The following is a 23831-nucleotide window of genomic DNA, read 5'->3' as shown; positions in this document are numbered from 1 at the left end:
TGGTGTTTTATCAGAATAAAAAAAAGTTATATCTTTAGATTAAGAAACAAGCAAATTTACTATAAATAATAATTAGAGCAAATATAATAGTATGTTTGTGAGTTGATTTTAAAGTTAAAATAATATTTAATAAAAATGGATTTATATACCCCTCTAAAAAAGTTCTTTGGATTTAATAAATTTAAAGGTTTACAAGAGCAAGTAATTAAAAGTATTGTTGAGAATAACAACACTTTTGTAATAATGCCAACAGGTGGAGGAAAGTCTCTTTGTTATCAGTTACCTGCATTAATGACAGAAGGAACTGCTATCGTAGTTTCTCCATTAATTGCTTTAATGAAAAATCAAGTAGATGCAATTAGAGGTATTTCTGAACACAATGGTGTGGCACATGTTTTAAATTCATCTTTAAATAAGACAGAAGTAGCTCAAGTTAAAGAAGATATTACTAATGGAATTACAAAACTTTTGTATGTAGCACCAGAATCTTTAATAAAAGAAGAGTATGTTACTTTTTTAAGAACGCAGAAGATTTCTTTTGTAGCGATTGATGAAGCGCATTGTATTTCTGAATGGGGACACGATTTTAGACCTGAATACAGAAATCTAAAACATATTATTAAGGCCATAGATAATGTACCTGTTATTTGTTTAACGGCAACTGCAACAGAAAAAGTACAAGAAGATATTTTAAAAACTTTAGGGATTCCGGAAGCGAATAGATTTAAAGCGTCATTTAATAGACCTAATTTATTTTATGAGGTAAGACCAAAAACGAAGGAAGTAGAAAAAGATATTATTCGCTTTGTAAAACAAAGAATGGGTAAATCTGGAATTATCTACTGCTTAAGCAGGAAAAAAGTTGAAGAAGTTGCTCAGATTTTACAAGTAAACGGAATTAAAGCAGTTCCGTACCATGCAGGTTTAGATGCTAAAACAAGAGTAAAGCATCAAGATATGTTTTTAATGGAAGATTGTGATGTAGTAGTTGCTACGATTGCATTTGGTATGGGAATAGACAAGCCAGATGTGCGTTTTGTAATTCATCATGACATTCCTAAAAGTTTAGAAAGTTACTATCAAGAAACAGGTAGAGCGGGTCGTGATGACGGAGAAGGATATTGTTTAGCATTCTATGCGTATAAAGATATAGAAAAGTTAGAGAAATTTATGGCAAGCAAGCCCGTTGCAGAGCAAGAAATTGGGCATGCATTATTGCAAGAAGTGGTTGGTTATGCAGAAACGTCTATGAACAGACGTAAATATTTGTTGCATTATTTTGGCGAAGAATTCGATGCTGAACATGGAGATGGAGCAGATATGGATGACAACTCTAGAAATCCGAAGAAAAAACACGAAGCTAAAGAAGACGTTCAACTTTTATTAAATGTTGTAAAAAAGACCTTACAAAAGTATAAATCTAAAGAGATTGTAAATACAATAGTAGGAAAAGAAAATGCTTTATTAACTTCTCATAAAACGCATTTACAACCCTTTTTTGGAAGTGGTAAAGATAAATCTGCACTTTATTGGATGGCACTAATCAGACAGATTTTGGTGGTGAACTTAATAAAGAAAGAAATAGAACAATATGGTGTTGTTAAATTAACTGAAAAGGGAGATGCTTATATAAAGAATCCTACTTCTTTTATGATGACAGAAGATCATTCTTATAGTGAAGAAGATGATAACTCTATTATTACAAATGCTAAATCTTCAGGAGGTGTTGCTGATGATAAGTTAGTAAAACTATTAAAAGATTTACGTAAAAGTGTAGCAACAAAACAAGGAGTGCCTCCATTTGCTGTTTTTCAAGATCCATCTTTAGATGATATGGCTTTAAAATACCCAATTAACTTAGCGGAGCTTTCTACAGTTCATGGAGTAGGAGAAGGTAAAGCAAGAAAATTTGGAAAGGATTTTGTAAAATTAATTGCTACTTATGTAGAAGAAAATGAAATTCTAAGACCAGATGATTTAATAGTAAAAAGTACAGGGACAAATTCTGGCTTAAAGCTTTTTATTATTCAGAATACGGATAAAAAATTACCTTTAGAAGATATTGCAAAGTCAAAAGGACTTGAAATGGGAGAATTAATTAAGGCTATGGAAGGAATTATTTTTTCTGGAACGAAGCTGAACATTGATTATGCTTTAGATGATTTACTAGATGAAGATCAACAAGAAGAAATTCATGATTATTTTATGGAAGCAGATTCTGATAATATACAGGAGTCTTTAGATGAATTTGATGGTGATTATGATGAAGAGGAATTAAGGTTAATGCGAATTAAATTTATAAACGAAGTCGCTAATTAATACTAGTTCTTAAAGAGAACAAATAAAATTATTAGTAGAATATTTATTACAATACAAAAAAGCACCTATAAATAGGTGCTTTTTTGTATTGTAAAAGAAGTAAAAAACTATAAAGTAAAAATAGTAAGTAATACTCCTAAAATAATGGCAATAAATTTTTTCAAATTAAATTTATGATTTTCAGAGCCTTCAAAAAGAATAATGGTAGAAATGTGAAGAAAGACACCAATAATTATAGCTGTTATTTCTTTTGCATAGGTTGTGAAAAATGGAATTTTATCACCTAATAATAATCCAAGAGGACTCATCAATGCAAAAACAATCAAGAAAATAAACGTTATTTTTTTAGAATATTTTGTCTGAATTAAAAAGGTTGTTAAAACAAATGCAATTGGTATTTTATGCACTATAATTGCCCATAACAAATTATCACCTGCGTGATGAATAGGTAAACCTTCGGAAAAGGCATGTAAAGACAAACTTATAAATAACAAGGTTGGAAACTCTTTACCATCAGAATGAATATGAATATGTCCGTGTTCTGCTCCTTTAGAAAAAGATTCTAATACAGACTGAATAATAATTCCGATTAATATAAAAATTCCTATTTTTTTATATTCTGTAGTTTCAGCATATACTTCTGGCAGTAAATGTAGAATAGTAACAGATAACAAATAGGCACCACTAAAAGCTAATAATAGACGAACAGCTTTTTTACTTGGTTTTATTATATAGACCAGTAAAGAACCAATAAAAACTGCTGTTAATAATAAGACATAACTCATTTTGCAATAATAATTAATCGATCAGAAGTTTTAGCTTCAAAGTTATCTAAGTTGTAATTTCCAAAAACGCTTGTAATTGTAAATCCTACTTTTTCTAAAAATGTGGTCATTTTAGCAAGGTCTAAATACTTTACTTGTTCTGTATAAGAGTGGTTTTCTCCATCAGCAAAGAAAGAAATATGCTTTAAGATAAACCCATCTTTTATTTCTCTTTCAATATGAAAAGTGATGTTGTCTACAGTTTTTGTTTCCTTCTTCACTAAATTCAGCTTTACTTTTTCGGCATTTAAAAAGTCAAATACAAAAAATCCGTCTTTGTTCAGGCCGTTTTTAATGTTTTCTAGAATTAAAATATCCTCTTTATCGTCTTTAAAATACCCGAAACTTGTAAATAAGTTAAAAATAGCATCATACGTATGATGAAAAGGTTTGCGCATGTCATGCACATTAAATTTTAATGTATTATTTTCAAATTCTTTTGCAGCATTAATACTGTTTTCTGCCAAATCACCACCAGTAACAGTATAACCTAAAGAGTTTAAAAACACAGAATGACGCCCTTTACCACATGGTAAATCTAAAATATGCGTTGTTTTTGGCAAGCTTAAAAAAGAAGTAATATTCTTCATAAACAATTGCGCTTCATCGTCATTTCGTTCCTTGTAAAGTGTGTGATAGTAAGGGGTATTAAACCAATCTGTAAACCAATCTTTTGTTTTCATTTTTATAAAATTTGCAATAACCAGCGAATTACTTTCATTGCTATTGGCTATTCTTAGCCTTTTGCCATTATAGACATTTCAGTCTGTAAAAGTAACCAAATCTTACGTTCTGTAAAATGAATTTCTTAATTAGTATAAAAGCTATTTATAAATAGTATTTTTGCAGTCAATTTTATGAGCATGAACAAAGATTTTAAAATGACAGCAACAACACTTTTCGGTTTAGAGGGTGTTTTGGCAAAAGAGTTAAGAGACCTAGGAGCACAAGATGTTAATGAGGGAGTTAGAATGGTTTCTTTTAGAGGGGATAGCGGTTTTATGTACAAAGCAAATATTGCTTTAAGAACAGCTGTAAGAATTTTAAAACCTATTAAAGTTTGTAAAATCTACGATGAAGAAGATTTGTACGAAGCAATTCAGAAAATTAAATGGGAAAACTATTTAGAAACTGAAGGTACCTTTGCAATAGGAGCTGTCGTAAATTCTAAGAATTTTACGTCTAACTCACATTATATCTCTTTAAAATCTAAAGATGCAATTGCAGATTACTTTAGACATAAATATAGTAAAAGACCAAATGTAGATTTAGATTATCCAGATTTAAAAATTCACATTCACATTCAAAAAGACTGGTTAACCGTTTCTTTAGATTCATCCGGAGATTCTTTGCATAAAAGAGGGTATAGAACAGCGACTAATATTGCGCCAATAAACGAAGTTTTGGCTGCAGGTATGGTTTTATTGTCTGGTTATACTGGAGAGGAAAACTTTATAGACCCAATGTGTGGTTCTGGTACCATTTTAATTGAAGCTGCTATGATTGCCTGTAATATTCCGGCAAACATCAACAGAAAATTATTCGCTTTTGAGAATTGGAAAGATTATGATGAAGATTTGTATTTTACCATTCAAGAATCCTTATTAAAGAAAATACGTTCTTCTCATTTTAAAATAATGGGGTTTGATAAAGCGCCTTCTGCGGTACAAAAAGCACAAGACAATGTTGCAAATGCCAATTTAGATGATTTTATAGGGGTGCACCACGTTAACTTTTTTAACTCAACAAAAGAAGTTTTTGGTAACACTACTATTTTATTTAATCCACCTTATGGTGAGCGTTTAAACATTGATACAGAAGAGTTTTATAAGAAAATAGGAGATACACTTAAAAATAATTATCCTGGTTCTACAGCTTGGTTAATTACTTCAGATACAGATGCTTTAAAATGCGTAGGACTAAGGACTTCTAAAAGAATTGCCCTTAAAAATGGAGATTTAAACTGTAAGTTTGTAAAGTACGATTTGTATGAAGGAACTCGTAAGTTTAAAGAACGTAAAGAGGATTCAGATACAGAAGTAGAAACAGAAACGGAAGATTAGATTCTTTTTGTTATTGCGAGTTTACAAAGCAATCTATACTATAATAGTAAAGAAGTTATCTAAAAAAGGTTAAATCTTGTCATACTGAACTTGTTTCAGTATCTCAACTTATTGAAGTTCAATCTTCATAAGAATCTGAAATAAATTCAGATTGACAAAAATCTTTTTTTAGATAACTTCTTTTTTTTGAGGCTATTTAATGCTTGGAGTTTATATTGAGCGTAGTCGAAAGACACTCGCTTATTTTATCCTGAAAAGGAATAAAAAAGAGCTCAAAAAATTGCTTCAATAAAGGATAGATTTGTTTGTAAGCTTTGGTTATGAAGAAAAAGCTTAATTATTTCTAGACCTATATTTGGATGTTTTTCTTTCTACTAATTTTAACGAGTTTCGTCTGTTATTATTTTTGTTCTGTGTTTTACACCCCAATCTCTTATAGTTTCTATTACTTTATCTAAAGATTTTCCGTAATCGGTAAGGCTATACTCTACAGATACTGGCATTGTATCAAAAACAGTTCTATTTACCAATCCATTTACTTCTAAATCCTTTAATTCTTTAGATAACATTCTAGGAGTAATTCCTACTATTTGACGCTCTAACTCTTTAAATCGGTGGTTTTGAAATGAAAGTGCAATAATTATAGGCAATCTCCATTTTCCGCCTATCAGTTCAAGGACATCACGCACCGGAAGAATAAAAGTCTTACATTCTTGATGTGTGTGTATCTCTTTATGTTTATTTTCTAAATTCATAATACTCTTAAAATAGATTATTGGTATACTAAAGTATACTACTATACTTTAGTATACCGATATACATTGTATAGCAAAATTATATATTTTTGTGTTATAAATAAAGATAAGAAGATGAAAAACACATTAATTGTAAATTATACACCAAGAATAGGGTCTAATACTAAAATATTAGTAGATCATTTTACAGCATTAAATAAAGATAAAACAAAAATTACTGTTTTAGATTTGGCTAAAACAGCTCCTGATTTATTGTTAGAAGAAAACCTTAATCTATATGTAAAAAGAAATTTTGGTGGTGTAGATTTAAGTGAAGATGAACAAAAAAGAATGTATCATAATGATAAAATAGTACAACAAATACTAGATGCCGACTTTATTGTTTTAGCAAGTCCTCTTTATAATTTTTCAATTCCTGCTACTGTAAAAGCATGGTTTGATACCGTAATTAGTGCGGGTAAAACATTTACACAAACAGCAACAGGGCCTAAAGGGTTGTGTGAGAATAAGCAAGCAGTATTACTAATGACAAGTGGAGGCGATTTTAATAGTGAACCATTAAAAAATGTTAATTTTGGATCTCCGTTAGTTGCTACCTGTTTTGGATTTATGGGCATACTATCAGAAAGTATTACAGCATTTGGCTTACAACAATACCAAGACAAAGCGACAGAAATTTTGGAAAAAGCTAAACAAGAAGTCGAAGTTCTAAGCAATAAATGGTATTAATACTGTATATAATAAATTAAATATAGCTTAAAAAAGAATTTTAAATACCAATATAGTTGGTGTATTCTCTTGAACCGATGATTTAAGGGAATAAAAATATAATTTAAAACAGCTAATTATAGAGGAATACTGGGGGAAATTGGATGTAATAATTCTATATTGATTCTTTTTTTAGTAAAATATCAAAAATATTTTATAGGTTGTTAGTTTTTAACTTACACAGATTTTAGGATAGTGTCTTTTTTTTACAAAGCAATTTATACTATAATAGTAAAGAAGTTATCTAAAAAAGGTTAAATCTTGTCATACTGAACTTGTTTCAGTATCTCAACTTATTGAAGTTCAATCTTCATAAGAATCTGAAATAAATTCAGATTGACAAAAAATCTTTTTTTAGATAACTTCTTTTTTTTTTGAAGCTATTTCCTGCTTTCCGTTATATCTTTTTGTGAAAAACAAAAAGGATACCACTTCAATCAGGGCTAGACTTGTTGGTAAACTTTTAGATAAATTTAATGAAAAAAGCCTTTAAAAAACTGAATAAATTTCAGTCTTTTAAAGGCTTTTTTATATCAATTTTGTAATTATTTATTCAACTTGTTTCTTTGAATTAGCTTTTTTTAATTCTTCTAAAATTGATTTTTGATTAGTAATAACTTCATCAATTCTAAGCATCCACGCTCCAAATGCTCTTATTAAAAAAACGATTACAACGATTATTACAAGTCCGATAATAAAATCCATATTATTAAATTTAGGTTATTTGTTATTACTTTTATTAAAGTTACTGCTTTAAAAAACCGATCTCAGTTATTATTTAAACTCTATTATTTCTGCAGTCATAGTTGCTGAAACTCTTTTTTTAGTTTCAATTAAATCAACAGATACGTTTACAAGAGCTCTACTACCAATTAATTCTACACCAGCTGCTTTTGCTTGTTCTAACATTTTAGCTTTAGCTCTAGAGATAATTCCTTCTTTATTTGTAATGTTTCCTGTCAATATTTTTTCTGTAACTGTACCTGTAAAACTACCTAGTACATTAAAATTTGAACTTGATAAAATTGTTTGAGTCTGATTTTGTTGTTGATAACCGCCACTATATAAGCTTGATGTTTTACATGATGTTAGTGCAGCAGCAATAACCATAATAATAAAAGTTTTTTTCATTTAATTGATGTTATATAATTTTGCCTACTCCTTTTTAAAGTCCTTTTTCAGCTTGTTCAGACATTATTTATTGTGATCTATTTTACTTAAATAAGTTCAATGTTTTTGGATAAATTAAATTAAGATTTAACTTATATTTTAATAACTTAAAATTACTTTCATTTTTTTAAATAAACTTACGGGTTTCCGTAAGTTCGCTAAATTCTAAGGCATAATTGTTTTGTCTGTGGAGTTGTTTCTTTTACTTTTATTAAATATATAGCATTATTAGCGTTAATAAAATGCTGCTAACTAAAGCTAATTATAAGCAGCTAATTTACTTTTTTGGTGTTAAAGTAATAATATAAAAGCTCCCTTTTTAAACAAAAAAAACCAAAACAATTAAGTTTTGGTTTTTTTATGATGTAAGGTTTTATTTACTATTTACCTTTCTTTTGTTGTGCTTGTTGCTCTTGTGCTTGCTTCATAGCATCGTCTATTTTTTGACGGAATTTACTTTTCTTCTTTTCCGGTTTCTTTTTGTTTTCTTCTATTTGAGCATGAATTTTATCTTCATCAATAACAAAATTCTTAATTACCAACATAATAACAATCGTTAGTAAGTTAGAAATAAAGTAGTACAAACTTAATGAACTTGCGTAGTTGTTAAAGAAAAACAACATCATAATAGGAGAGAAGTAAATCATATACTTCATCATTTTTCCCATATCAGGCATACCTTCTTGTGTAGGTGGCTGCATATTTGCTTGCTGACTTTGGTTCATTTTCATGTAAAAGAAAATTGCGACAGAAGCTAATATTGGAAATAAACTTACGTGATCTCCATAAAAAGGTATTTTAATTGGCAATTGATAAATCATATCATAAGAAGATAAATCATTTGCCCATAAAAAGTTCTCTTGTCTTAAAGCTAAGTTTGTTGGGAAAAACTTGAATAATGCAAAGAAAACTGGCATTTGTAATATTGCAGGAATACAACCAGATAACATGCTTACACCAGCTTTACGCTGAATAGCCATGGTTTCTTGCTGACGTTTCATAGCATTTTCTTTTCCTGGATACTTATCATTTAAAGCTGTTAATTCAGGTCTAATTACCTTCATTTTAGCACTAGATAAATAAGATTTATAAACTAACGGAGACATGATGATTCTAACAACAATAGTCATTAAAATAATAATTAATCCGTAGTTAGATAAGAATCCTTTTAAGAAATTAAATACTGGGTAAAATACAGTTCTGTTTAAGAAACCAAAAATTCCCCAACCTAAATCTGCTGTATGATCTAAATCAGTACCTTCAAAAGTCTTTAATAAATTATAATCACTTGGTCCGTAGAACCATTTCATGTTATAATTTAACTCACCACTAGCTAATTCTAACGGAGTTTTTAATTCATATCGTTTTGTAAAAACCGTATCTAATTCTTCATTTTTAATAAGATCTGTAGAAGTTACAGTACTGTTATTAAAAGGAGTATCAGTTAATAAGATAGACGTAAAGAAGTGTTGTTTATAAGAAATCCAATCAACATCATTTAAAATTTCTGTGTTACCAGCATTCAAATAATCTACATCATCTTCTGTTTTATAATAAAGATGAGAATACATGGTGTTTTCTGTCTTTACACTCTTTTCATGTGCATAACCATCTAAAGACCAATCTAAATTAATTGGGGTAGAAGAGTTAATTACATTGCTTAAACCTTGAGAACGAACTGCAAAATTAACCATGTAATTTTCTGGTTTCATCTCATATCTATATTCTAAGAATTGAGTGTCTGAAACTTTTAACTTCATAGAAAGAACAGTCGTTTCTCCATTTTTAGAAACTGTAGGTTCAAAGAATAGGTCTTTGGTGTTTAAAATTCTATTGTCTGTAGTACCAAAATTGATGTTAAAAGACGCGTTTTTGTCTTTTATCATATATAAAGGTAAAGAATCATGAGTTTTATAATTCTTAATTTCAGCCTCTATAATTTGTCCACCTTTATTACTAACGGTTAATTTAACCAAGTTATTTTCTAAAACAGAAGTACCGTTAGAACCTTTTATTGCACTTTGTGCAAAAGCACCAAGTTTAGTTGTGTATGCAATTTGTTTTAAAGAATCGTTTTCAAAAACAGGTGTGTTTTCTGTAAAATTATTCGATGTGTTTTTTGTAGTGTCTACAATTTGTTCTGTATTCGTAGAAGGATCCGTAGTTTCATCTGGTTTGGTAGAGTTAATCCAGTATAATAAAATACCTCCTAATAATAACATTCCTATAAAAGAATTGATATCGAATTTTTTTTGTTCCATGTGTTATTTTAAAATGTCAATTTGTCATTAAACCAAAAATATCTTTTGATAAAAACGCGACAAATGTAGTTAAAAAGCAGCTTTATATAATTTTTGCTACTTTATTTTTGATACTAACTATGTAGTTCAAATAGTATTCCTAATTTTTATAATGTCACTTTAAGAGCAGTCGAAATATTTAAGTTTCGACTGCTTTTAATTAAATACTTTTTTATTTTTGAGACTGTTTTAAGGCAGCTTTAATAAAATCTACAAATAAAGGATGTGGTTTTAAAACGGTACTCTTATATTCTGGATGATATTGAACACCAACAAACCAAGGATGTGCAGGTACTTCTACAACTTCTACCAATCCTGTTTTAGGGTTGAAACCTGTTGCTTTCATTCCGGCAGCTTCAATTTGTTCTAAATAATCGTTGTTAAACTCAAAACGGTGTCTATGACGCTCGCTTATCATGTCAGATCCATAAGCTTTGTATATTTTAGAATCTTTTTTCAACTCACAATCCCAAGCACCTAAACGCATGGTTCCACCTTTTTCGGTAACATCTTTCTGACTTTCCATTAAATTAATAACAGGGTCTTTAGTGCTTTTATTCATCTCTGTAGAACTTGCATTCTCTAAACCTAAAACGTTTCTTGCAAATTCAATAACCGCCATTTGCATTCCTAAACAAATTCCGAAGAAAGGAATATTATTTTCTCTTGCATATCTTACGGCTCTAATTTTACCTTCAATACCTCTATCACCAAAACCAGGAGCCACTAAAATACCATTAACACCTTTTAGTTTTTTCTCTGCATTTTTAGGTGTTAAACTTTCTGAATGTACCCAACGTACTTTTACTTTAGTTTCGTGCGTAGAACCTGCATGAATAAAAGCTTCCGTAATAGATTTATAAGAATCTTGCAACTCAATATATTTACCAATTAAGGCAATTTCTACTTCGTGCTTTGGGTTTTTGTGTTTCTCTAAAAAGTTGTTCCAAACTTTTAATTCTGGTTCTCCTTTAGAAGAAAGCTTTAATTTATTTAAAACAACGGTATCTAAACCTTGTGCTAACATTAAATTAGGAACATCATATATAGTCTCTGCATCTATAGACTGTATTACGTCTTCTTGCTTCACATTACAAAATAAAGCCAGTTTACGTTTAATGTCATCAGAAATTTCATGTTCTGTTCTACACACTAAAATATCTGGACTCACACCACTTTGCATTAACATTTTTACAGAGTGTTGCGTAGGTTTTGTTTTTAATTCACCTGCAGCAGCTAAAAAAGGAACCAATGTTAAATGAATAACAATAGCATTATCTTCTCCTTTTTCCCAAAGCATTTGTCTAACAGACTCTACATATGGTAAAGATTCAATATCACCAACAGTTCCACCAATTTCTGTAATTACAATATCGTAATCGCCCGTTTCTCCTAAAATCTGGATTCTACGTTTAATTTCGTCTGTAATATGAGGGATCACTTGCACCGTTTTTCCTAAAAACTCTCCTTTACGCTCTTTATTAATTACAGATTGATAAATTTTACCTGTAGTTACGTTATTAGATTGACTTGTAGGAATGTTTAAAAAACGCTCATAATGACCTAGATCTAAATCTGTTTCTGCTCCATCATCTGTAACATAACATTCTCCATGCTCGTACGGATTTAAAGTTCCTGGGTCTATATTAATATAAGGGTCTAATTTTTGGATAGTTACAGAAAATCCTCTTTGCTGTAATAATTTTGCTAATGATGCAGCAATAATTCCTTTTCCAAGGGATGATGTTACGCCTCCTGTTACAAAAACATATTTAGTATTACTCATGGTATTCTTAGGTTTGCGCAAAAGTACTAACTCTAAAAATTCTGTCAAATAAAAAAGGTGAAAAGATTTACAAAACTTGTACTTTTGTCTCGTTAAAAAATATTTCATTTTTTTTTAAAATAGTGTTTGCCATAAATAAAAACAGTTGTATATTTGCCAACGCTTTAAAAGAGTAGAATTTAAAGCAGTAAAATAATAATAGAAGACATTTAAAAATACAGATAATGCCAAAAAGAACTTACCAACCGTCAAAGAGAAAGAGAAGAAATAAACATGGTTTCATGGAAAGAATGGCTTCTGCTAATGGTAGAAAGGTTTTAGCTCGTAGAAGAGCTAAAGGAAGAAAGAAAATTTCTGTTTCTACTGAAACTAGACATAAAAAATAAATGATTAACATTTGTTAATATATAAGGTGTTACTTTTTTAAGTAATGCCTTTTTTTATACCCAAGCACTAACTATTTTTGTAAAACAACATAACACAACAACTTACAATGCCAAAAAGAAAAGACCTCAAATCAGTTTTAATTATTGGATCTGGACCAATTGTTATTGGACAAGCTTGTGAATTTGATTATTCTGGTTCACAATCTTTACGTTCTTTAAGAGAAGATGGAATAGAAACAGTTCTAATCAACTCAAATCCTGCAACAATTATGACAGACCCATCTATGGCTGATCATATTTATTTGTTGCCTTTAACAACCAAATCTATCATTCAAATTTTAAAAGAGCATCCACAAATTGATGCTGTTTTACCAACAATGGGTGGGCAAACCGCATTAAACCTTTGTATTGAAGCAGATGATAAAGGAATTTGGGAAGATTTTAATGTAAAATTAATTGGTGTAGATATTGATGCCATTAATATTACAGAAGACAGAGAGCAGTTTAGAGAGTTAATGTTAAAGATTGATGTGCCAATGGCGCCTCAAGCAACAGCTACTTCATTTTTAAAAGGTAAAGAAATTGCACAAGAATTTGGTTTTCCTTTAGTAATTCGTTCTTCTTATACCTTGGGTGGGGCAGGAGCTTCTATTGTTTACAAAGCAGAAGATTTTGACCAACTTTTAAGTTTTGGTTTAGAAGCATCACCAATACATGAGGTGATGATTGATAAAGCAATGATGGGCTGGAAAGAATACGAATTAGAATTATTACGTGATAAAAACGATAACGTTGTCATTATATGTTCTATCGAAAATATGGATCCTATGGGAATTCATACTGGAGATTCTATAACAGTAGCACCTGCTATGACACTTTCTGATAAAACGTATCAGAAAATGCGTGATATGTCTATTAAAATGATGCGTTCTATTGGAGATTTTGAAGGTGGTTGTAACGTACAGTTTGCAGTCTCGCCAGACGAAAAAGAAGATATTATTGCTATTGAAATTAATCCTCGTGTTTCTCGTTCATCCGCTTTAGCGTCTAAAGCAACAGGGTATCCTATTGCAAAAGTAGCTACAAAATTAGCGATTGGTTATACTTTAGATGAATTAGAAAACGGAATTACAAAATCTACATCTGCTTTATTTGAGCCAACTTTAGATTATGTAATTGTAAAAATACCACGTTGGAATTTTGATAAATTCGAAGGTTCAGATAGAACTTTAGGTTTACAAATGAAATCTGTTGGAGAAGTAATGGGAATTGGACGTTCTTTCCAAGAAGCATTGCACAAAGCAACACAGTCTTTAGAGATTAAAAGAAATGGTTTAGGTGCAGACGGAAAAGGGTATACAGATTATAACCAAATTATAGAAAAATTAACCAATGCAAGTTGGGATCGTGTGTTTGCAATTTACGATGCCATTGCTATGGGAATTCCTTTAACTCAGATTTACGATATCACAAAAATAGACATGTGGTATTTAAAACAATATGAAGAGTTATTTCAACTTCAAAAAGAAATTTCTACCTACAAAATTGATACTTTAGGAAGAGATTTATTACTAGAAGCGAAGCAAAAAGGATACGGAGACAGGCAAATAGCGCACATGCTGGGTTGTTTAGAAAGTGAAGTATATACAAAAAGAGAAGAATTAAAAGTACAACGTGTTTTTAAATTAGTTGATACTTGTGCTGCAGAGTTTAAAGCAAAGACTCCTTATTACTATTCAACTTTCGAAAACGAGATTGAAACTGCAGACGGAGAAATTATTATTGCAAACGAAAGTATTGTAACTGATAAAAAGAAAATTATTGTTTTAGGATCTGGACCGAATAGAATTGGACAAGGAATTGAGTTCGATTACTGTTGTGTACATGGTGTTTTAGCAGCTGCGGAATGTGGTTACGAAACCATTATGATTAACTGTAACCCAGAAACGGTTTCTACAGATTTTGATACAGCTGATAAATTATATTTCGAACCTGTTTTTTGGGAACATATTTATGACATTATTCGTCATGAAAAACCAGAAGGAGTTATTGTACAGTTAGGTGGACAAACGGCTTTAAAGTTGGCTGAAAAGTTAACGAAATACGGAATTAAAATTATTGGTACTTCTTTTGAAGCACTAGATTTAGCGGAAGACAGAGGGCTTTTCTCTGAGTTGTTAAAAAGTAACAATATTCCTTACCCAGAATTTGGTATCGCAGAAACTGCGGATGAAGCTTTGGCTTTAGCGGATGAATTAGATTTCCCTATTTTAGTAAGACCTTCTTATGTATTAGGAGGACAAGGAATGAAAATTGTAATCAACAAAGAAGAGTTGGTAAAGCATGTTGTAGATTTATTAGGTAGAATGCCTGGTAATAAATTATTGTTAGATCATTATTTAGATGGAGCGATAGAAGCAGAAGCAGATGCAATTTGTGATGCAGATGGTAATGTGTACATTATTGGAATAATGGAGCATATTGAGCCTTGTGGAATTCATTCTGGAGATTCTAATGCTACTTTGCCTGTTTTTAATTTAGGCGATTTAGTTTTACAACAAATTAAAGACCATACTCGTACTATTGCTACAGAGTTAAAAACGGTAGGTTTGATTAATGTTCAGTTTGCAGTTAAAAATGATATTGTTTATATTATTGAAGCAAACCCAAGAGCATCTAGAACAGTACCATTTATAGCAAAAGCATACAAAGAACCGTATGTAAATTATGCAACAAAAGTAATGTTAGGTCATAATAAAGTAACAGATTTTAATTTTAACCCTCAATTAGAAGGGTATGCAATTAAGCAACCTGTATTTTCTTTTAACAAGTTCCCGAACGTTGATAAGAAACTAGGACCAGAAATGAAGTCTACTGGAGAGAGTATTTTGTTTATTGATAGTTTAAGAGACGATCAGTTTTATGATTTGTACGCAAGACGTAAAATGTATTTGAATAAGTAATTTTCAAGTAAAACTTTATATTAAGCATCTAAAAATATTGATTTTCAGTATTTTTGGATGCTTTTTTTATGCTTATACTTTAAGGTTTTATATTTATTAATGATAAAAAATTATTCTCTTTTAATAAATGAATGAACATTTATTCATAACTTTGTATTCGGAAAATAATTCTAAGTATGGCGCGTAAAATTGATGAAGATAAAATAGCAAGAATTAAAGATGCGATTATGCACACCATTGTAGAACATGGTATTGAAGCAACTACAATTGCAATGATTGCTAAAAAAGCAAACGTAAGTGGTGGGTATTTGTATAGAACTTATACAGGTAAACAAGATTTAATAAATGAACTTTATCATGATAAGGTAGATTCTTTATATAAAGAGCTAGAATATTTATTAACCATAAACTCAAATACTATTAAACCACTTATAGAAGAGTTTATTAGAAATAGAGTAACTTACTTTTTAGATGAGCCAAATGCATCTAAGTTTTTTTATCAATTGCTACATAATGAAAACTTTTTTGCATCAGAAATCATTAAAGAAAAAAGTGCTGAATTAATGAACAGCATCAAAAAAATTGGAGTGAAATCTGGAGAGATTTCTAAAGAAACAACGGTGTATCAATTGCATTATCACATTTTAGTCTATGCCGTGGATTATATCAATTTTACAAGAAAAAATATTTTTGGAGAACAAGAAGTTACTATAGATGATGTAGATAAACTAACTGACAATATTTTAAATATTTTAAAATAAGTGAATATCAATTTAAAAAATAAATCAATGAAATTGAATAGAATAGGAGTGTTTTTCTCTGTTGTATTAGGTTTTATAACAACATTTACAAACGCCCAAGATATTACTTTAAGGCAAGCGTATGACTTAATGTTGTCTAAAAACGGAGATGCAAAAGCCTCTAGCTTTGAAGTAAAAGCGATGGAAGAAGAGCACAAAGCTACAAAAGGATTGCGTTTACCAACGGTAGGTGTTTCTGGTACTTATATGCATTTAGATAAAGATATTTCGGCTGATTTAAATGAGCAAAGAAATATGGTAGGTGGTTTGTTAGGAATTACAGATCCTGCATCGGTTTTAGGAAGTTGGGATTTTACGCTGCAAGAAAAAAATATGGGGTTTGCCACTGCAGACATATCGATGCCAATTTATGCAGGTGGAAAAATTAATGCTGCCAATAAAGCATCAGAAATAAAATTAGCATTGTCAGAAACCAAGCATAAAATTAAAGAAGATGCATTAACGATTCAGTTAATCAATTACTTTTTTAAGTTAAAGTTAGCGCAAGAAGCAGTGCAGTTAAGACAAGAAGTATATGATGTTATTTTGTTACATAACAACCAAGCAACTAAGTTTTTCGAAAATGGTATTATTCCAGAAGTAGAAACTTTAAACGCTAAAGTAGCTTTGTCTAATGCAAATAGAGAGTTGTTAGGCGCTAAAAAAGATGTCGATTTGGCTACTACGGCTGTTCAGAATTTAATAGGAGTAAATTCAATTTCTGGTTTCAGTAGTGAATTTAAGGAACCCACCATTGTAAAACCTTTGCAAGAGTTTACCAATGATATGTTGACTGAAAATGAACAGTTAAAAATCATTGAAAAAAATCATGAGTTAGCAAAAGTAGGAGTACAAGTAGAAAAGAGCGATTATTTTCCGAAAGTAGGAGTTTCTGGAAAATACATCCTTTGGAAAGATAATTTGCCATTGGTAGATACAAAATGGTTTGTTGGTGTTGGTGTAGAATGGGAATTGTTTAATGGTTTTCAAAGAGAACATAAAATAAAAGCATCTAAATACAAAATTTCTCAAGTAGAAGAAATTGATAGACAAGCACGACTAAATTTAACGACGTACACAGAAAAATTGTACAATACCATGCAAAAGGAACTGGAGCAATACGAAAGTTTACATACAGATGAAGCATTGGCAAATAGACTAAAGTTTATGAGAACACGTGCTTTTGAAGAAGGAACAGGAACTTCACTAGAAGTGATGGACGCAACTCTAAAGTTATCAGAAATTAAATTACATAAAATAAAAGCCTTATATGAGTACAATGTAGCTTACGGAGAGTTAATGGTACTTACAGGAAAAACAGCTTCTTTCTTAAATCAAAATTAATAATAAAATTAAAATGAGAAATCCAAAATTTATAAAATCATTAATAGGTGTTGTAATTATTTCAATTATAGTTCTTACAGGTGTGTGGTTTTTAACGAAACCTAAATCGGTTGTTTTACAAGGTAGAATTGAAGCAAAAGAAATTTATTTGTCTTCTAAAATACCTACACGTATCAATTCTTTTGAAGTAAAAGAGGGAGCAAGTGTAAAAAAAGGACAATTGATAGCAACGCTTTTAAGTCCAGAAATTATGGCTAAAGAGCAACAAGCGTTAGCTTTAAGAGATGCTGCAAATGCTCAAAAAAATAAAGCACAAAATGGAGCAAGGTCAGAAGAAATTAGAGCTGCAAAAAGTGTCTATGAAAAAGCAACAGCAGCAGCCAATGTAATGAATAAGACATATACTCGTATGGCAAACTTATTTAAAGACGGTGTAATTTCTGAACAAAAACGAGATGAAATATTTGCTAAAAAAGAAGTTGCCTTAAAAGACCAAGAAGCTGCATTAAGCATGTATCAAATGGCAAAAAAAGGTGCTAGGAACGAAGATATAGATGCTGCTACAGCAATGGTAAAACAAGCAGATGGCGCTTTAATTGAGTTAGAGGGTTATAAAAATGAGCGTAATATTATTGCACCTATAGATGCAGAAGTTCTTGATTTTTTACCAGAAGAAGGAGAATTAATAGGAGCAGGTTATCCTGTGGCTCATTTGGTTGATCTAACAAATAGTTACGCTATCTTAAATATTAAAGAAACGAGTCTTTTCAATTTTAAAAAAGAAAGTGTTTTTGAAGCAACGATTCCTGCTTTAAACAATAAAAAAGTACAATTTAAAATTTATTACGTGGCTGCTTTAGGAGATTATGCTACTTGGAGTGCAACAAAAGCTACTGGAGATTTTGATATTAGAACTTTTGAAATTAAGGCGATGCCTGTTGAAAAAGAAGTAGAGTTAAGACCTGGAATGAGTATTTTAATTGATTATTCTCAATTTAATGAGTAAAATGAAACCCTCTTTACGGATTGCAAAAAGAGAGATCGCACTGTTATTTAACAGTAAGTCGACTTTTGTTCTTGCAGTAATATTGCCTTTTGTGTCCATTTTGTTTTTCAATACGCTTTTAAGTGAAGGTGTTGCTAGAGATTTACCTGTTGCTGTGGTAGATTTAGATCATACTGCAACCTCAAGAAATATAATTGCTCAGTTAGATGCTGCGCCAGATATTAAAATTGGTTTTTTTCCTATAAATCAGCAAAAAGGAGAAGAATTAATTAGCTTGGGAAAAGCGTATGGTGTCGTTACAATTCCTCAAAATTTTGAAGCCGATTTAAAAAGTGGAAAACAAGTAAACATCATCAACCAGTACAATAGTAATTTGTTATTGGCTGGTGGATTAGAATACAAAGCATTTCGAAAAGTAATAGGAACAATTTCGGCTGGTGTAAACATAGAAAAGCAACGTAAAAAAGGAGTTTCAAAGCATCAAGCATTGGTTAATTATCAACCTATAAAAGCAAATAATCATGTATTGTCTAATCCGTATACAAATTACTCTTATTACTTAAATACCGGGTTTTTAACGATGTTTTTCCAATTATTTGTCATGCTAACCACTATTTATTGTTTTGGAGCAGATTTAAAATATAGCAAAGGAAATAAGTTATTGAGCATTACAAACGGAAGTTTATCTGCTATTATTTTAGGAAAAGTTTTACCTTATACTATTTGGTTTTTATTTGTAGGCATTATTACACTATTAAGTATGTACGTATGGCAAGATTTTCCTTTTTTTGGTAGTAAAACAACCGTTTTAGCTGGTTTACTTTTATTGATATTAGCAAATCAATCATTTGCATTATTCTTTATTGCTATTAGTGGTAGTTTTAGAGAAGCCTTAACAATTGGTTCTGGTTTTGGTGCTGTAAGTCTTTCTTTTTCAGGAATTACATTTCCAATTTTCGGAATGCCAGAAATACTGCAATGGTTGAGTCAGGTTTTTCCGTTTACCCATTTCTTTGAATTATTATTAGATCAATCGCAACGAGGGTTTCCTGTATTTTACTCTTTAAAGGCAATCATTATCTTAGTTGTTCTGTGTATTGTACCAATTTCAATAAGTTGGTTTAAGTTAAAAAGATTGTTTTTAAAAGGAAAGTTTAATCACAGTATTTAAAATGAAGAATTTATATAAATTATTTTACAAAGGCATCATCTCATTTAAGAATACATTCCGTACCGAATGGAATTCAATTAAATCGGATAAAGCGGTGGCGAGTACTTTTTTATCTGTTACCCTTATTATTTTGGTGGTGTATACCTATATATATTCAAATCAAATAATAAAAGAAGTTCCGGTAGCAATTGTAAATCAAGATGGTACCAGAATGAGTAGAGATTACATTGCTATGTTAGCGGCTACAGAAGGTACAAAAACAATAACATCATTTGCAGATTTAGAAGCAGCAAAAGTAGCCTACTATTCCAGAGAAGTGCAAGGTATCGTTATGATTCCAAAGAATTTTGAAAAGAATATTAGAAGTGGTAGACAAACTACCATTACTACTTTTTCTGACGCTGCAAATATGTTGTTTTACAAACGTGTTTTAGGAGATGTTACTGCGGTTAACGGATATTTTAGTGCAGGAATTTCAATAAAAAAAGAAATGGCTAAAGGTGTTTCTTTTGATGCTGCTCAGAAAAATTATACGCCTATAAAAGCAATATCAACCAGTTTGTTTAACATAAATTCTGGGTATGCAACTTATTTAATTCCCATGTTAACAGCTTTAATTATTCAATTAGTATTGTTGATGGGAATTGGTCTTTTAAGTGGTTCTCGACGAGAAAATATTTCTACGCATAAAGAATTTCCAAGAATATTAAGTAGAGGAGGCGTAATCTCTGTTTTACTAGCAAAAGCCTGTTTATATACTTTAATTTATATCGTTATTATTCCTGTTCAAGTTGGCGTTGTGTACACGCTATTTGGAATTCCGGTGCGTTCCTCATTATTATCAATTTACGTATTTATAATTCCGTATATATTTTCTGTGGTATTTTTAGGAATATCCATCAGTTCTTTTTTTAAAAGAAGAGAAGATTCTATTGTGTTTTTAGTGTTGCTTTCTATTCCGTCTTTAATGTTAAGCGGCTTGTCTTTTCCTGTTGAAGGTTTTTCTAAGTTTTATAAATTTATTTCAGACATAATACCATCAACACCTGGTATGAATGGTTTTGTTAAATTAACACAAATGGAGGCTTCATTTTTAGATGTTTTAAAAGAATGGAATCATTTATGGTTGTTGACAATCATTTATTTTGTCATTGCTGCTATCTCTTTAAAATTAAGAGCAAAAAAGGAAGTGATCTTAAAAAAAGGATTAGAGGTAAATAGTTAATTATATAGATTATAAGAGTCGAAAACTATTTTAGTAATCAATTAGTTCTCAACTGTGCTCTAACGGACAAAAATAAATTTAGTAGCTACTGTAAAGTAATCAGTTAAGGTAAATAAAAAGTAGGTTTTTATGTACTGATATCTAAAAGCAGTTATAAAATCTATACATCGCTTTTTTTTGATTTGAATACCTTGAAAATCCTAAGCTTTTCTTAATCTTTCTCAAATTTCTATTATCTTCGTTTTTCTAAAAAAAGAGACAGAAAATGAGTAGAAATATAAAGGACTATTTAATTATTGGTTTAAAAGGAATGGGAATGGGGGCAGCAGATGTAGTGCCTGGAGTTTCTGGTGGTACAATTGCTTTTATTTCTGGTATTTATGAAGAACTATTAGGTTCTATTAGCAACGTAAATCTAGACTTATTTAAAACGTTAAAAAAAGACGGATTAAAAGCCGCTTGGACACAATTAAATGGTAATTTTTTAGCTTCATTATTTATAGGGATTTTTATAAGTATAATTTCATTAGCAAAAGTCATTAAATACTTATTAGAGAATGAACCTATTTTATTATGGTCGTTCTTTTTTGGTTTGGTATTGGCTAGTATCATTTACATCGCTAAGCAAATTACAAAATGGAATGTTATTTCTGTAATAGTCTTAGTTTTAGGAGCCTTTTTAGCATATTATATTACGACTCTAAATCCTTTAGTTTCAGAAAATTCTTCTCCGTTATTTATATTTCTTGCAGGAGCAATTGCTATTTGCGCAATGATTTTACCCGGAATTTCAGGTTCTTTTATTTTAGTGTTATTAGGTGCATATAAACCTGTTTTAGATGCTTTAAATAATAGAGATTTTAAAACGATTTTAGTTTTTATGGCTGGTGCAATTATTGGTCTATTAACATTTTCTAGAGTTTTAAAATGGTTGTTTAAACATTATAAAAATATAACGTTAGCTGCTTTAACTGGTTTTATAATTGGTTCTTTAAATAAAATTTGGCCTTGGAAAGAAACCTTAACATGGCGAACAAATTCTCATGGCGTAAAAGTGGCATTTAACGAACAAAGTATAAGTCCTTTTTCTTTTAATGGAGATGCAGAGTTAACCATGGCAATTGTATTGGCGGTTATTGGTTTTGTAATTATTCTAGGAATGGAAAAATTAGCAGTAGAGAAAAAATAAATGTTAATAGAAAGAACTTTTTTACAGAAATTAATCCTTTTCTTAAAAGGGTTGGCAATGGGCGCTGCAAATAAGGTTCCTGGTGTTTCTGGTGGAACGGTTTCTTTCGTTTTTGGCTTTTATGAAGAATTAATTTACTCGTTTAGAAAGGTAAACTTAAAAGCATTTAGGTTGCTGCTAAATGGTCGGTTTAAAAGTTTTTATAGCTACATAAATGGCTCGTTTCTGCTTTTAGTTATGGGCGGAAGTGTCTTTAGTTATTTTAGTATTTCTTTAGTTTTAGATTATTTTTTAGTAAACTTTGAACTCTATGTTTGGAGTTGGTTTTTTGGAATGATTATAGGCTCTATTTATTATATTGGTAAAGATTTTGGCGAATGGAATTTTAAAAATATACTATCTCTAATTATTGGAGCTTCTATAGGAATTGGAATTAGTTTTTTAACACCAGCTACAGAAAACGACAATCTTTGGTTTGTTTTTGTTTGTGGAATTATTGGTGTTTCTGGTATGACGCTTCCAGGGCTTTCTGGGTCTTTTATCTTAATCCTTTTAGGTAATTATGTGTTGTTATTGGTAGACTCTGTAAATGTATTATTCAATGTAATTACAAGTCTTTTATCGGGAGATTTTAAAGTTTTATCCGATCCTATAAAAGTACGTTATTTAAAAATAATTAGTGTTTTTACGGCAGGTTCTGCTTTTGGCTTGGTTTCTATTAGTCATGTTTTAGGCTATGTTTTAAAACGGTGGAATCAAATTGTAAATGCAGTTATTATCGGTTTTATTACGGGATCATTAGGGATTGTTTGGCCTTGGAAAAAAGCAGTGTATTTACAAGAACAAGGCAACTTTTTAATTGATCAAAAAGGAAATAAGATTGTTGAAAATTACGAACGTTTTGTTCCTGATTTTTCAAATTTAGAAACCTGGACCGCTGTATTTTATATTGTGTTAGGTATTTTGTTAATTTTAGTAATAGATTTTTATGGGAGAAAGAAAAAATAAAGTTTTTGGATTATTAGGAAAAGATATTGAGTATTCTTTTTCTCGTGGGTATTTTACAGAAAAGTTTGAAAAATTAGATTTACAAAAATGTAAGTACGTTAATTTTGATATTCAAAAAATAGAAGATTTTACTGCTGTAATAAAAGAAGGAGGAGATAGTTTAGGCGGAATAAATGTTACCATTCCTTATAAGGAAGAAGTAATGAAATACTTAGATCAATTAGATGAAACAGCAAAGGCTATTGGAGCTGTAAATACTATTAAATTTACTAAAAGAGGAAATTTAAAAGGTTATAATTCTGATGTTGTTGGTTTTGAGAAATCAATATTTCCATTGATAAAAAAACATCATAAAAGAGCTTTAATTTTAGGGACTGGTGGTGCTTCTAAAGCAATTGCCTATGCCTTAAAAAAGAATGACATTAAGTTTAAATTTGTTTCTAGAAAACCAGAAGGTAAAAAAGAAATTTCTTATCAAGATTTAACGGAAGAAATCATGGAGAAATATCAAGTTATTATTAATTCTTCTCCAGTTGGTACATCTCCTAATACAGATAGGTGTCCGGATATTCCGTATCAGTTTATTACCGAAAATCATTTGTTGTACGATTTAATTTACAATCCAGAAGTCACAACTTTTTTAGCCAAAGGAAAAGCACAAGGAGCAACAATTAAAAACGGATATGAAATGTTGCAATTACAAGCAGAGGAATCTTGGAGAATTTGGAATAAAGCATAATTAGAATGCTATTAT

20 protein-coding genes are annotated in these 23831 nt (G+C 30.2%); 13 read left to right on the top strand and 7 right to left on the bottom strand.

Annotated features, from left to right (window positions below):
- The first annotated feature begins 135 nt into the window (after positions 1 to 135).
- The gene (locus WHD08_RS04955; RefSeq protein WP_165730553.1) at positions 136 to 2319 is read left to right on the top strand and encodes an ATP-dependent DNA helicase RecQ; all 2184 of its coding nucleotides are present in this window, start codon (positions 136 to 138) and stop codon (positions 2317 to 2319) included.
- Positions 2320 to 2426: 107 nt separating this feature from the next.
- Here the strand turns inward: WHD08_RS04955 and WHD08_RS04950 are convergent, their stop codons facing one another.
- Positions 2427 to 3104, bottom strand: a complete 678-nt coding sequence (locus WHD08_RS04950) for a ZIP family metal transporter (RefSeq protein WP_208889011.1) — start codon at positions 3102 to 3104, stop codon at positions 2427 to 2429.
- A complete protein-coding gene (locus tag WHD08_RS04945) occupies positions 3101 to 3826 on the bottom strand; it encodes a class I SAM-dependent DNA methyltransferase (RefSeq protein ID WP_208889012.1) in 726 nt (241 codons plus the stop codon). Before WHD08_RS04945 ends, WHD08_RS04950 begins: the two co-directional genes overlap by 4 nt.
- A gap of 180 nt (positions 3827 to 4006) precedes the next feature.
- On the opposite strand from WHD08_RS04945, the gene WHD08_RS04940 reads away from it, so the two are divergent.
- Entirely contained in the window at positions 4007 to 5206 is a 1200-nt protein-coding gene (locus WHD08_RS04940) for a THUMP domain-containing class I SAM-dependent RNA methyltransferase (protein WP_165730559.1), read from the top strand.
- A gap of 380 nt (positions 5207 to 5586) precedes the next feature.
- Here the strand turns inward: WHD08_RS04940 and WHD08_RS04935 are convergent, their stop codons facing one another.
- Positions 5587 to 5961, bottom strand: a complete 375-nt coding sequence (locus WHD08_RS04935) for a winged helix-turn-helix transcriptional regulator (RefSeq protein ID WP_208889013.1) — start codon at positions 5959 to 5961, stop codon at positions 5587 to 5589.
- Between the two features lie 114 nt (positions 5962 to 6075).
- Between WHD08_RS04935 and WHD08_RS04930 the strand changes: the two genes are divergently transcribed.
- Positions 6076 to 6690 (top strand): FMN-dependent NADH-azoreductase, encoded by a 615-nt coding sequence (locus WHD08_RS04930; protein ID WP_208889014.1) that lies wholly within the window; start codon positions 6076 to 6078, stop codon positions 6688 to 6690.
- 588 nt (positions 6691 to 7278) lie between these two features.
- Here WHD08_RS04930 and WHD08_RS04925 read toward each other — a convergent pair.
- The 4 genes from WHD08_RS04925 to WHD08_RS04910 all read right to left on the bottom strand — a co-directional run bounded on the left by WHD08_RS04925 (position 7279) and on the right by WHD08_RS04910 (position 11985).
- Positions 7279 to 7434: a hypothetical protein gene (locus WHD08_RS04925; protein WP_208889015.1), complete on the bottom strand. Its 156-nt coding sequence runs from the start codon at positions 7432 to 7434 to the stop codon at positions 7279 to 7281.
- 69 nt (positions 7435 to 7503) lie between these two features.
- The gene (locus WHD08_RS04920) at positions 7504 to 7860 is read right to left on the bottom strand and encodes a DUF6567 family protein (RefSeq protein ID WP_165730567.1); all 357 of its coding nucleotides are present in this window, start codon (positions 7858 to 7860) and stop codon (positions 7504 to 7506) included.
- Between the two features lie 419 nt (positions 7861 to 8279).
- Positions 8280 to 10160 carry a membrane protein insertase YidC gene (gene yidC / locus WHD08_RS04915; protein WP_208889016.1) on the bottom strand — a complete coding sequence of 627 codons (1881 nt, stop codon included), beginning with the start codon at positions 10158 to 10160 and terminating at the stop codon, positions 8280 to 8282.
- A 211-nt stretch (positions 10161 to 10371) separates the two neighbouring features.
- Positions 10372 to 11985, bottom strand: a complete 1614-nt coding sequence (locus tag WHD08_RS04910) for a CTP synthase (RefSeq protein WP_165730571.1) — start codon at positions 11983 to 11985, stop codon at positions 10372 to 10374.
- A gap of 224 nt (positions 11986 to 12209) precedes the next feature.
- Between WHD08_RS04910 and rpmH the strand changes: the two genes are divergently transcribed.
- The 10 genes from rpmH to WHD08_RS04860 all read left to right on the top strand — a co-directional run bounded on the left by rpmH (position 12210) and on the right by WHD08_RS04860 (position 23816).
- Positions 12210 to 12371 carry a 50S ribosomal protein L34 gene (gene rpmH, locus WHD08_RS04905; protein WP_036820926.1) on the top strand — a complete coding sequence of 54 codons (162 nt, stop codon included), beginning with the start codon at positions 12210 to 12212 and terminating at the stop codon, positions 12369 to 12371.
- Positions 12372 to 12478: 107 nt separating this feature from the next.
- The gene (gene carB, locus WHD08_RS04900) at positions 12479 to 15334 is read left to right on the top strand and encodes a carbamoyl-phosphate synthase large subunit (RefSeq protein ID WP_208889017.1); all 2856 of its coding nucleotides are present in this window, start codon (positions 12479 to 12481) and stop codon (positions 15332 to 15334) included.
- 176 nt (positions 15335 to 15510) lie between these two features.
- Positions 15511 to 16095: a TetR/AcrR family transcriptional regulator gene (locus tag WHD08_RS04895; protein ID WP_165730575.1), complete on the top strand. Its 585-nt coding sequence runs from the start codon at positions 15511 to 15513 to the stop codon at positions 16093 to 16095.
- A 27-nt stretch (positions 16096 to 16122) separates the two neighbouring features.
- Positions 16123 to 17478 (top strand): TolC family protein, encoded by a 1356-nt coding sequence (locus WHD08_RS04890; RefSeq protein WP_208889018.1) that lies wholly within the window; start codon positions 16123 to 16125, stop codon positions 17476 to 17478.
- A gap of 13 nt (positions 17479 to 17491) precedes the next feature.
- The gene (locus WHD08_RS04885) at positions 17492 to 18484 is read left to right on the top strand and encodes an HlyD family secretion protein (RefSeq protein WP_208889019.1); all 993 of its coding nucleotides are present in this window, start codon (positions 17492 to 17494) and stop codon (positions 18482 to 18484) included.
- A gap of 1 nt (position 18485) precedes the next feature.
- Positions 18486 to 19655, top strand: a complete 1170-nt coding sequence (locus WHD08_RS04880) for an ABC transporter permease (protein ID WP_208889020.1) — start codon at positions 18486 to 18488, stop codon at positions 19653 to 19655.
- Position 19656: 1 nt separating this feature from the next.
- On the top strand, positions 19657 to 20880 hold the full coding sequence (locus WHD08_RS04875; protein ID WP_208889021.1) for an ABC transporter permease: 1224 nt from the start codon (positions 19657 to 19659) through the stop codon (positions 20878 to 20880).
- Positions 20881 to 21145: 265 nt separating this feature from the next.
- Entirely contained in the window at positions 21146 to 22069 is a 924-nt protein-coding gene (locus WHD08_RS04870) for a DUF368 domain-containing protein (protein ID WP_208889022.1), read from the top strand.
- Positions 22070 to 23077 (top strand): DUF368 domain-containing protein, encoded by a 1008-nt coding sequence (locus WHD08_RS04865; RefSeq protein ID WP_208889023.1) that lies wholly within the window; start codon positions 22070 to 22072, stop codon positions 23075 to 23077.
- Positions 23058 to 23816 carry a shikimate dehydrogenase family protein gene (locus WHD08_RS04860; RefSeq protein WP_208889024.1) on the top strand — a complete coding sequence of 253 codons (759 nt, stop codon included), beginning with the start codon at positions 23058 to 23060 and terminating at the stop codon, positions 23814 to 23816. The genes WHD08_RS04865 and WHD08_RS04860 overlap by 20 nt, the downstream gene beginning before the upstream one ends.
- The last annotated feature ends 15 nt before the right edge of the window (positions 23817 to 23831 follow it).

It is taken from the genome of Polaribacter sejongensis, from assembly GCF_038024065.1.
Classification (GTDB): Bacteria; Bacteroidota; Bacteroidia; order Flavobacteriales; family Flavobacteriaceae; genus Polaribacter; species Polaribacter sejongensis.
This window is presented reverse-complemented; position numbering and strand designations above follow the sequence as displayed.

Bases quoted from the DNA above. Each gene is read 5' to 3' on its own strand.
- WHD08_RS04955 (WP_165730553.1), top strand. From the start codon at position 136: ATGGATTTATATACCCCTCTAAAAAAGTTCTTTGGATTTAATAAATTT.
- WHD08_RS04950 (WP_208889011.1), bottom strand. From the start codon at position 3,104: ATGAGTTATGTCTTATTATTAACAGCAGTTTTTATTGGTTCTTTACTG.
- WHD08_RS04945 (WP_208889012.1), bottom strand. From the start codon at position 3,826: ATGAAAACAAAAGATTGGTTTACAGATTGGTTTAATACCCCTTACTAT.
- WHD08_RS04940 (WP_165730559.1), top strand. From the start codon at position 4,007: ATGAACAAAGATTTTAAAATGACAGCAACAACACTTTTCGGTTTAGAG.
- WHD08_RS04935 (WP_208889013.1), bottom strand. From the start codon at position 5,961: ATGAATTTAGAAAATAAACATAAAGAGATACACACACATCAAGAATGT.
- WHD08_RS04930 (WP_208889014.1), top strand. From the start codon at position 6,076: ATGAAAAACACATTAATTGTAAATTATACACCAAGAATAGGGTCTAAT.
- WHD08_RS04925 (WP_208889015.1), bottom strand. From the start codon at position 7,434: ATGGATTTTATTATCGGACTTGTAATAATCGTTGTAATCGTTTTTTTA.
- WHD08_RS04920 (WP_165730567.1), bottom strand. From the start codon at position 7,860: ATGAAAAAAACTTTTATTATTATGGTTATTGCTGCTGCACTAACATCA.
- yidC (WP_208889016.1), bottom strand. From the start codon at position 10,160: ATGGAACAAAAAAAATTCGATATCAATTCTTTTATAGGAATGTTATTA.
- WHD08_RS04910 (WP_165730571.1), bottom strand. From the start codon at position 11,985: ATGAGTAATACTAAATATGTTTTTGTAACAGGAGGCGTAACATCATCC.
- rpmH (WP_036820926.1), top strand. From the start codon at position 12,210: ATGCCAAAAAGAACTTACCAACCGTCAAAGAGAAAGAGAAGAAATAAA.
- carB (WP_208889017.1), top strand. From the start codon at position 12,479: ATGCCAAAAAGAAAAGACCTCAAATCAGTTTTAATTATTGGATCTGGA.
- WHD08_RS04895 (WP_165730575.1), top strand. From the start codon at position 15,511: ATGGCGCGTAAAATTGATGAAGATAAAATAGCAAGAATTAAAGATGCG.
- WHD08_RS04890 (WP_208889018.1), top strand. From the start codon at position 16,123: ATGAAATTGAATAGAATAGGAGTGTTTTTCTCTGTTGTATTAGGTTTT.
- WHD08_RS04885 (WP_208889019.1), top strand. From the start codon at position 17,492: ATGAGAAATCCAAAATTTATAAAATCATTAATAGGTGTTGTAATTATT.
- WHD08_RS04880 (WP_208889020.1), top strand. From the start codon at position 18,486: ATGAAACCCTCTTTACGGATTGCAAAAAGAGAGATCGCACTGTTATTT.
- WHD08_RS04875 (WP_208889021.1), top strand. From the start codon at position 19,657: ATGAAGAATTTATATAAATTATTTTACAAAGGCATCATCTCATTTAAG.
- WHD08_RS04870 (WP_208889022.1), top strand. From the start codon at position 21,146: ATGAGTAGAAATATAAAGGACTATTTAATTATTGGTTTAAAAGGAATG.
- WHD08_RS04865 (WP_208889023.1), top strand. From the start codon at position 22,070: ATGTTAATAGAAAGAACTTTTTTACAGAAATTAATCCTTTTCTTAAAA.
- WHD08_RS04860 (WP_208889024.1), top strand. From the start codon at position 23,058: ATGGGAGAAAGAAAAAATAAAGTTTTTGGATTATTAGGAAAAGATATT.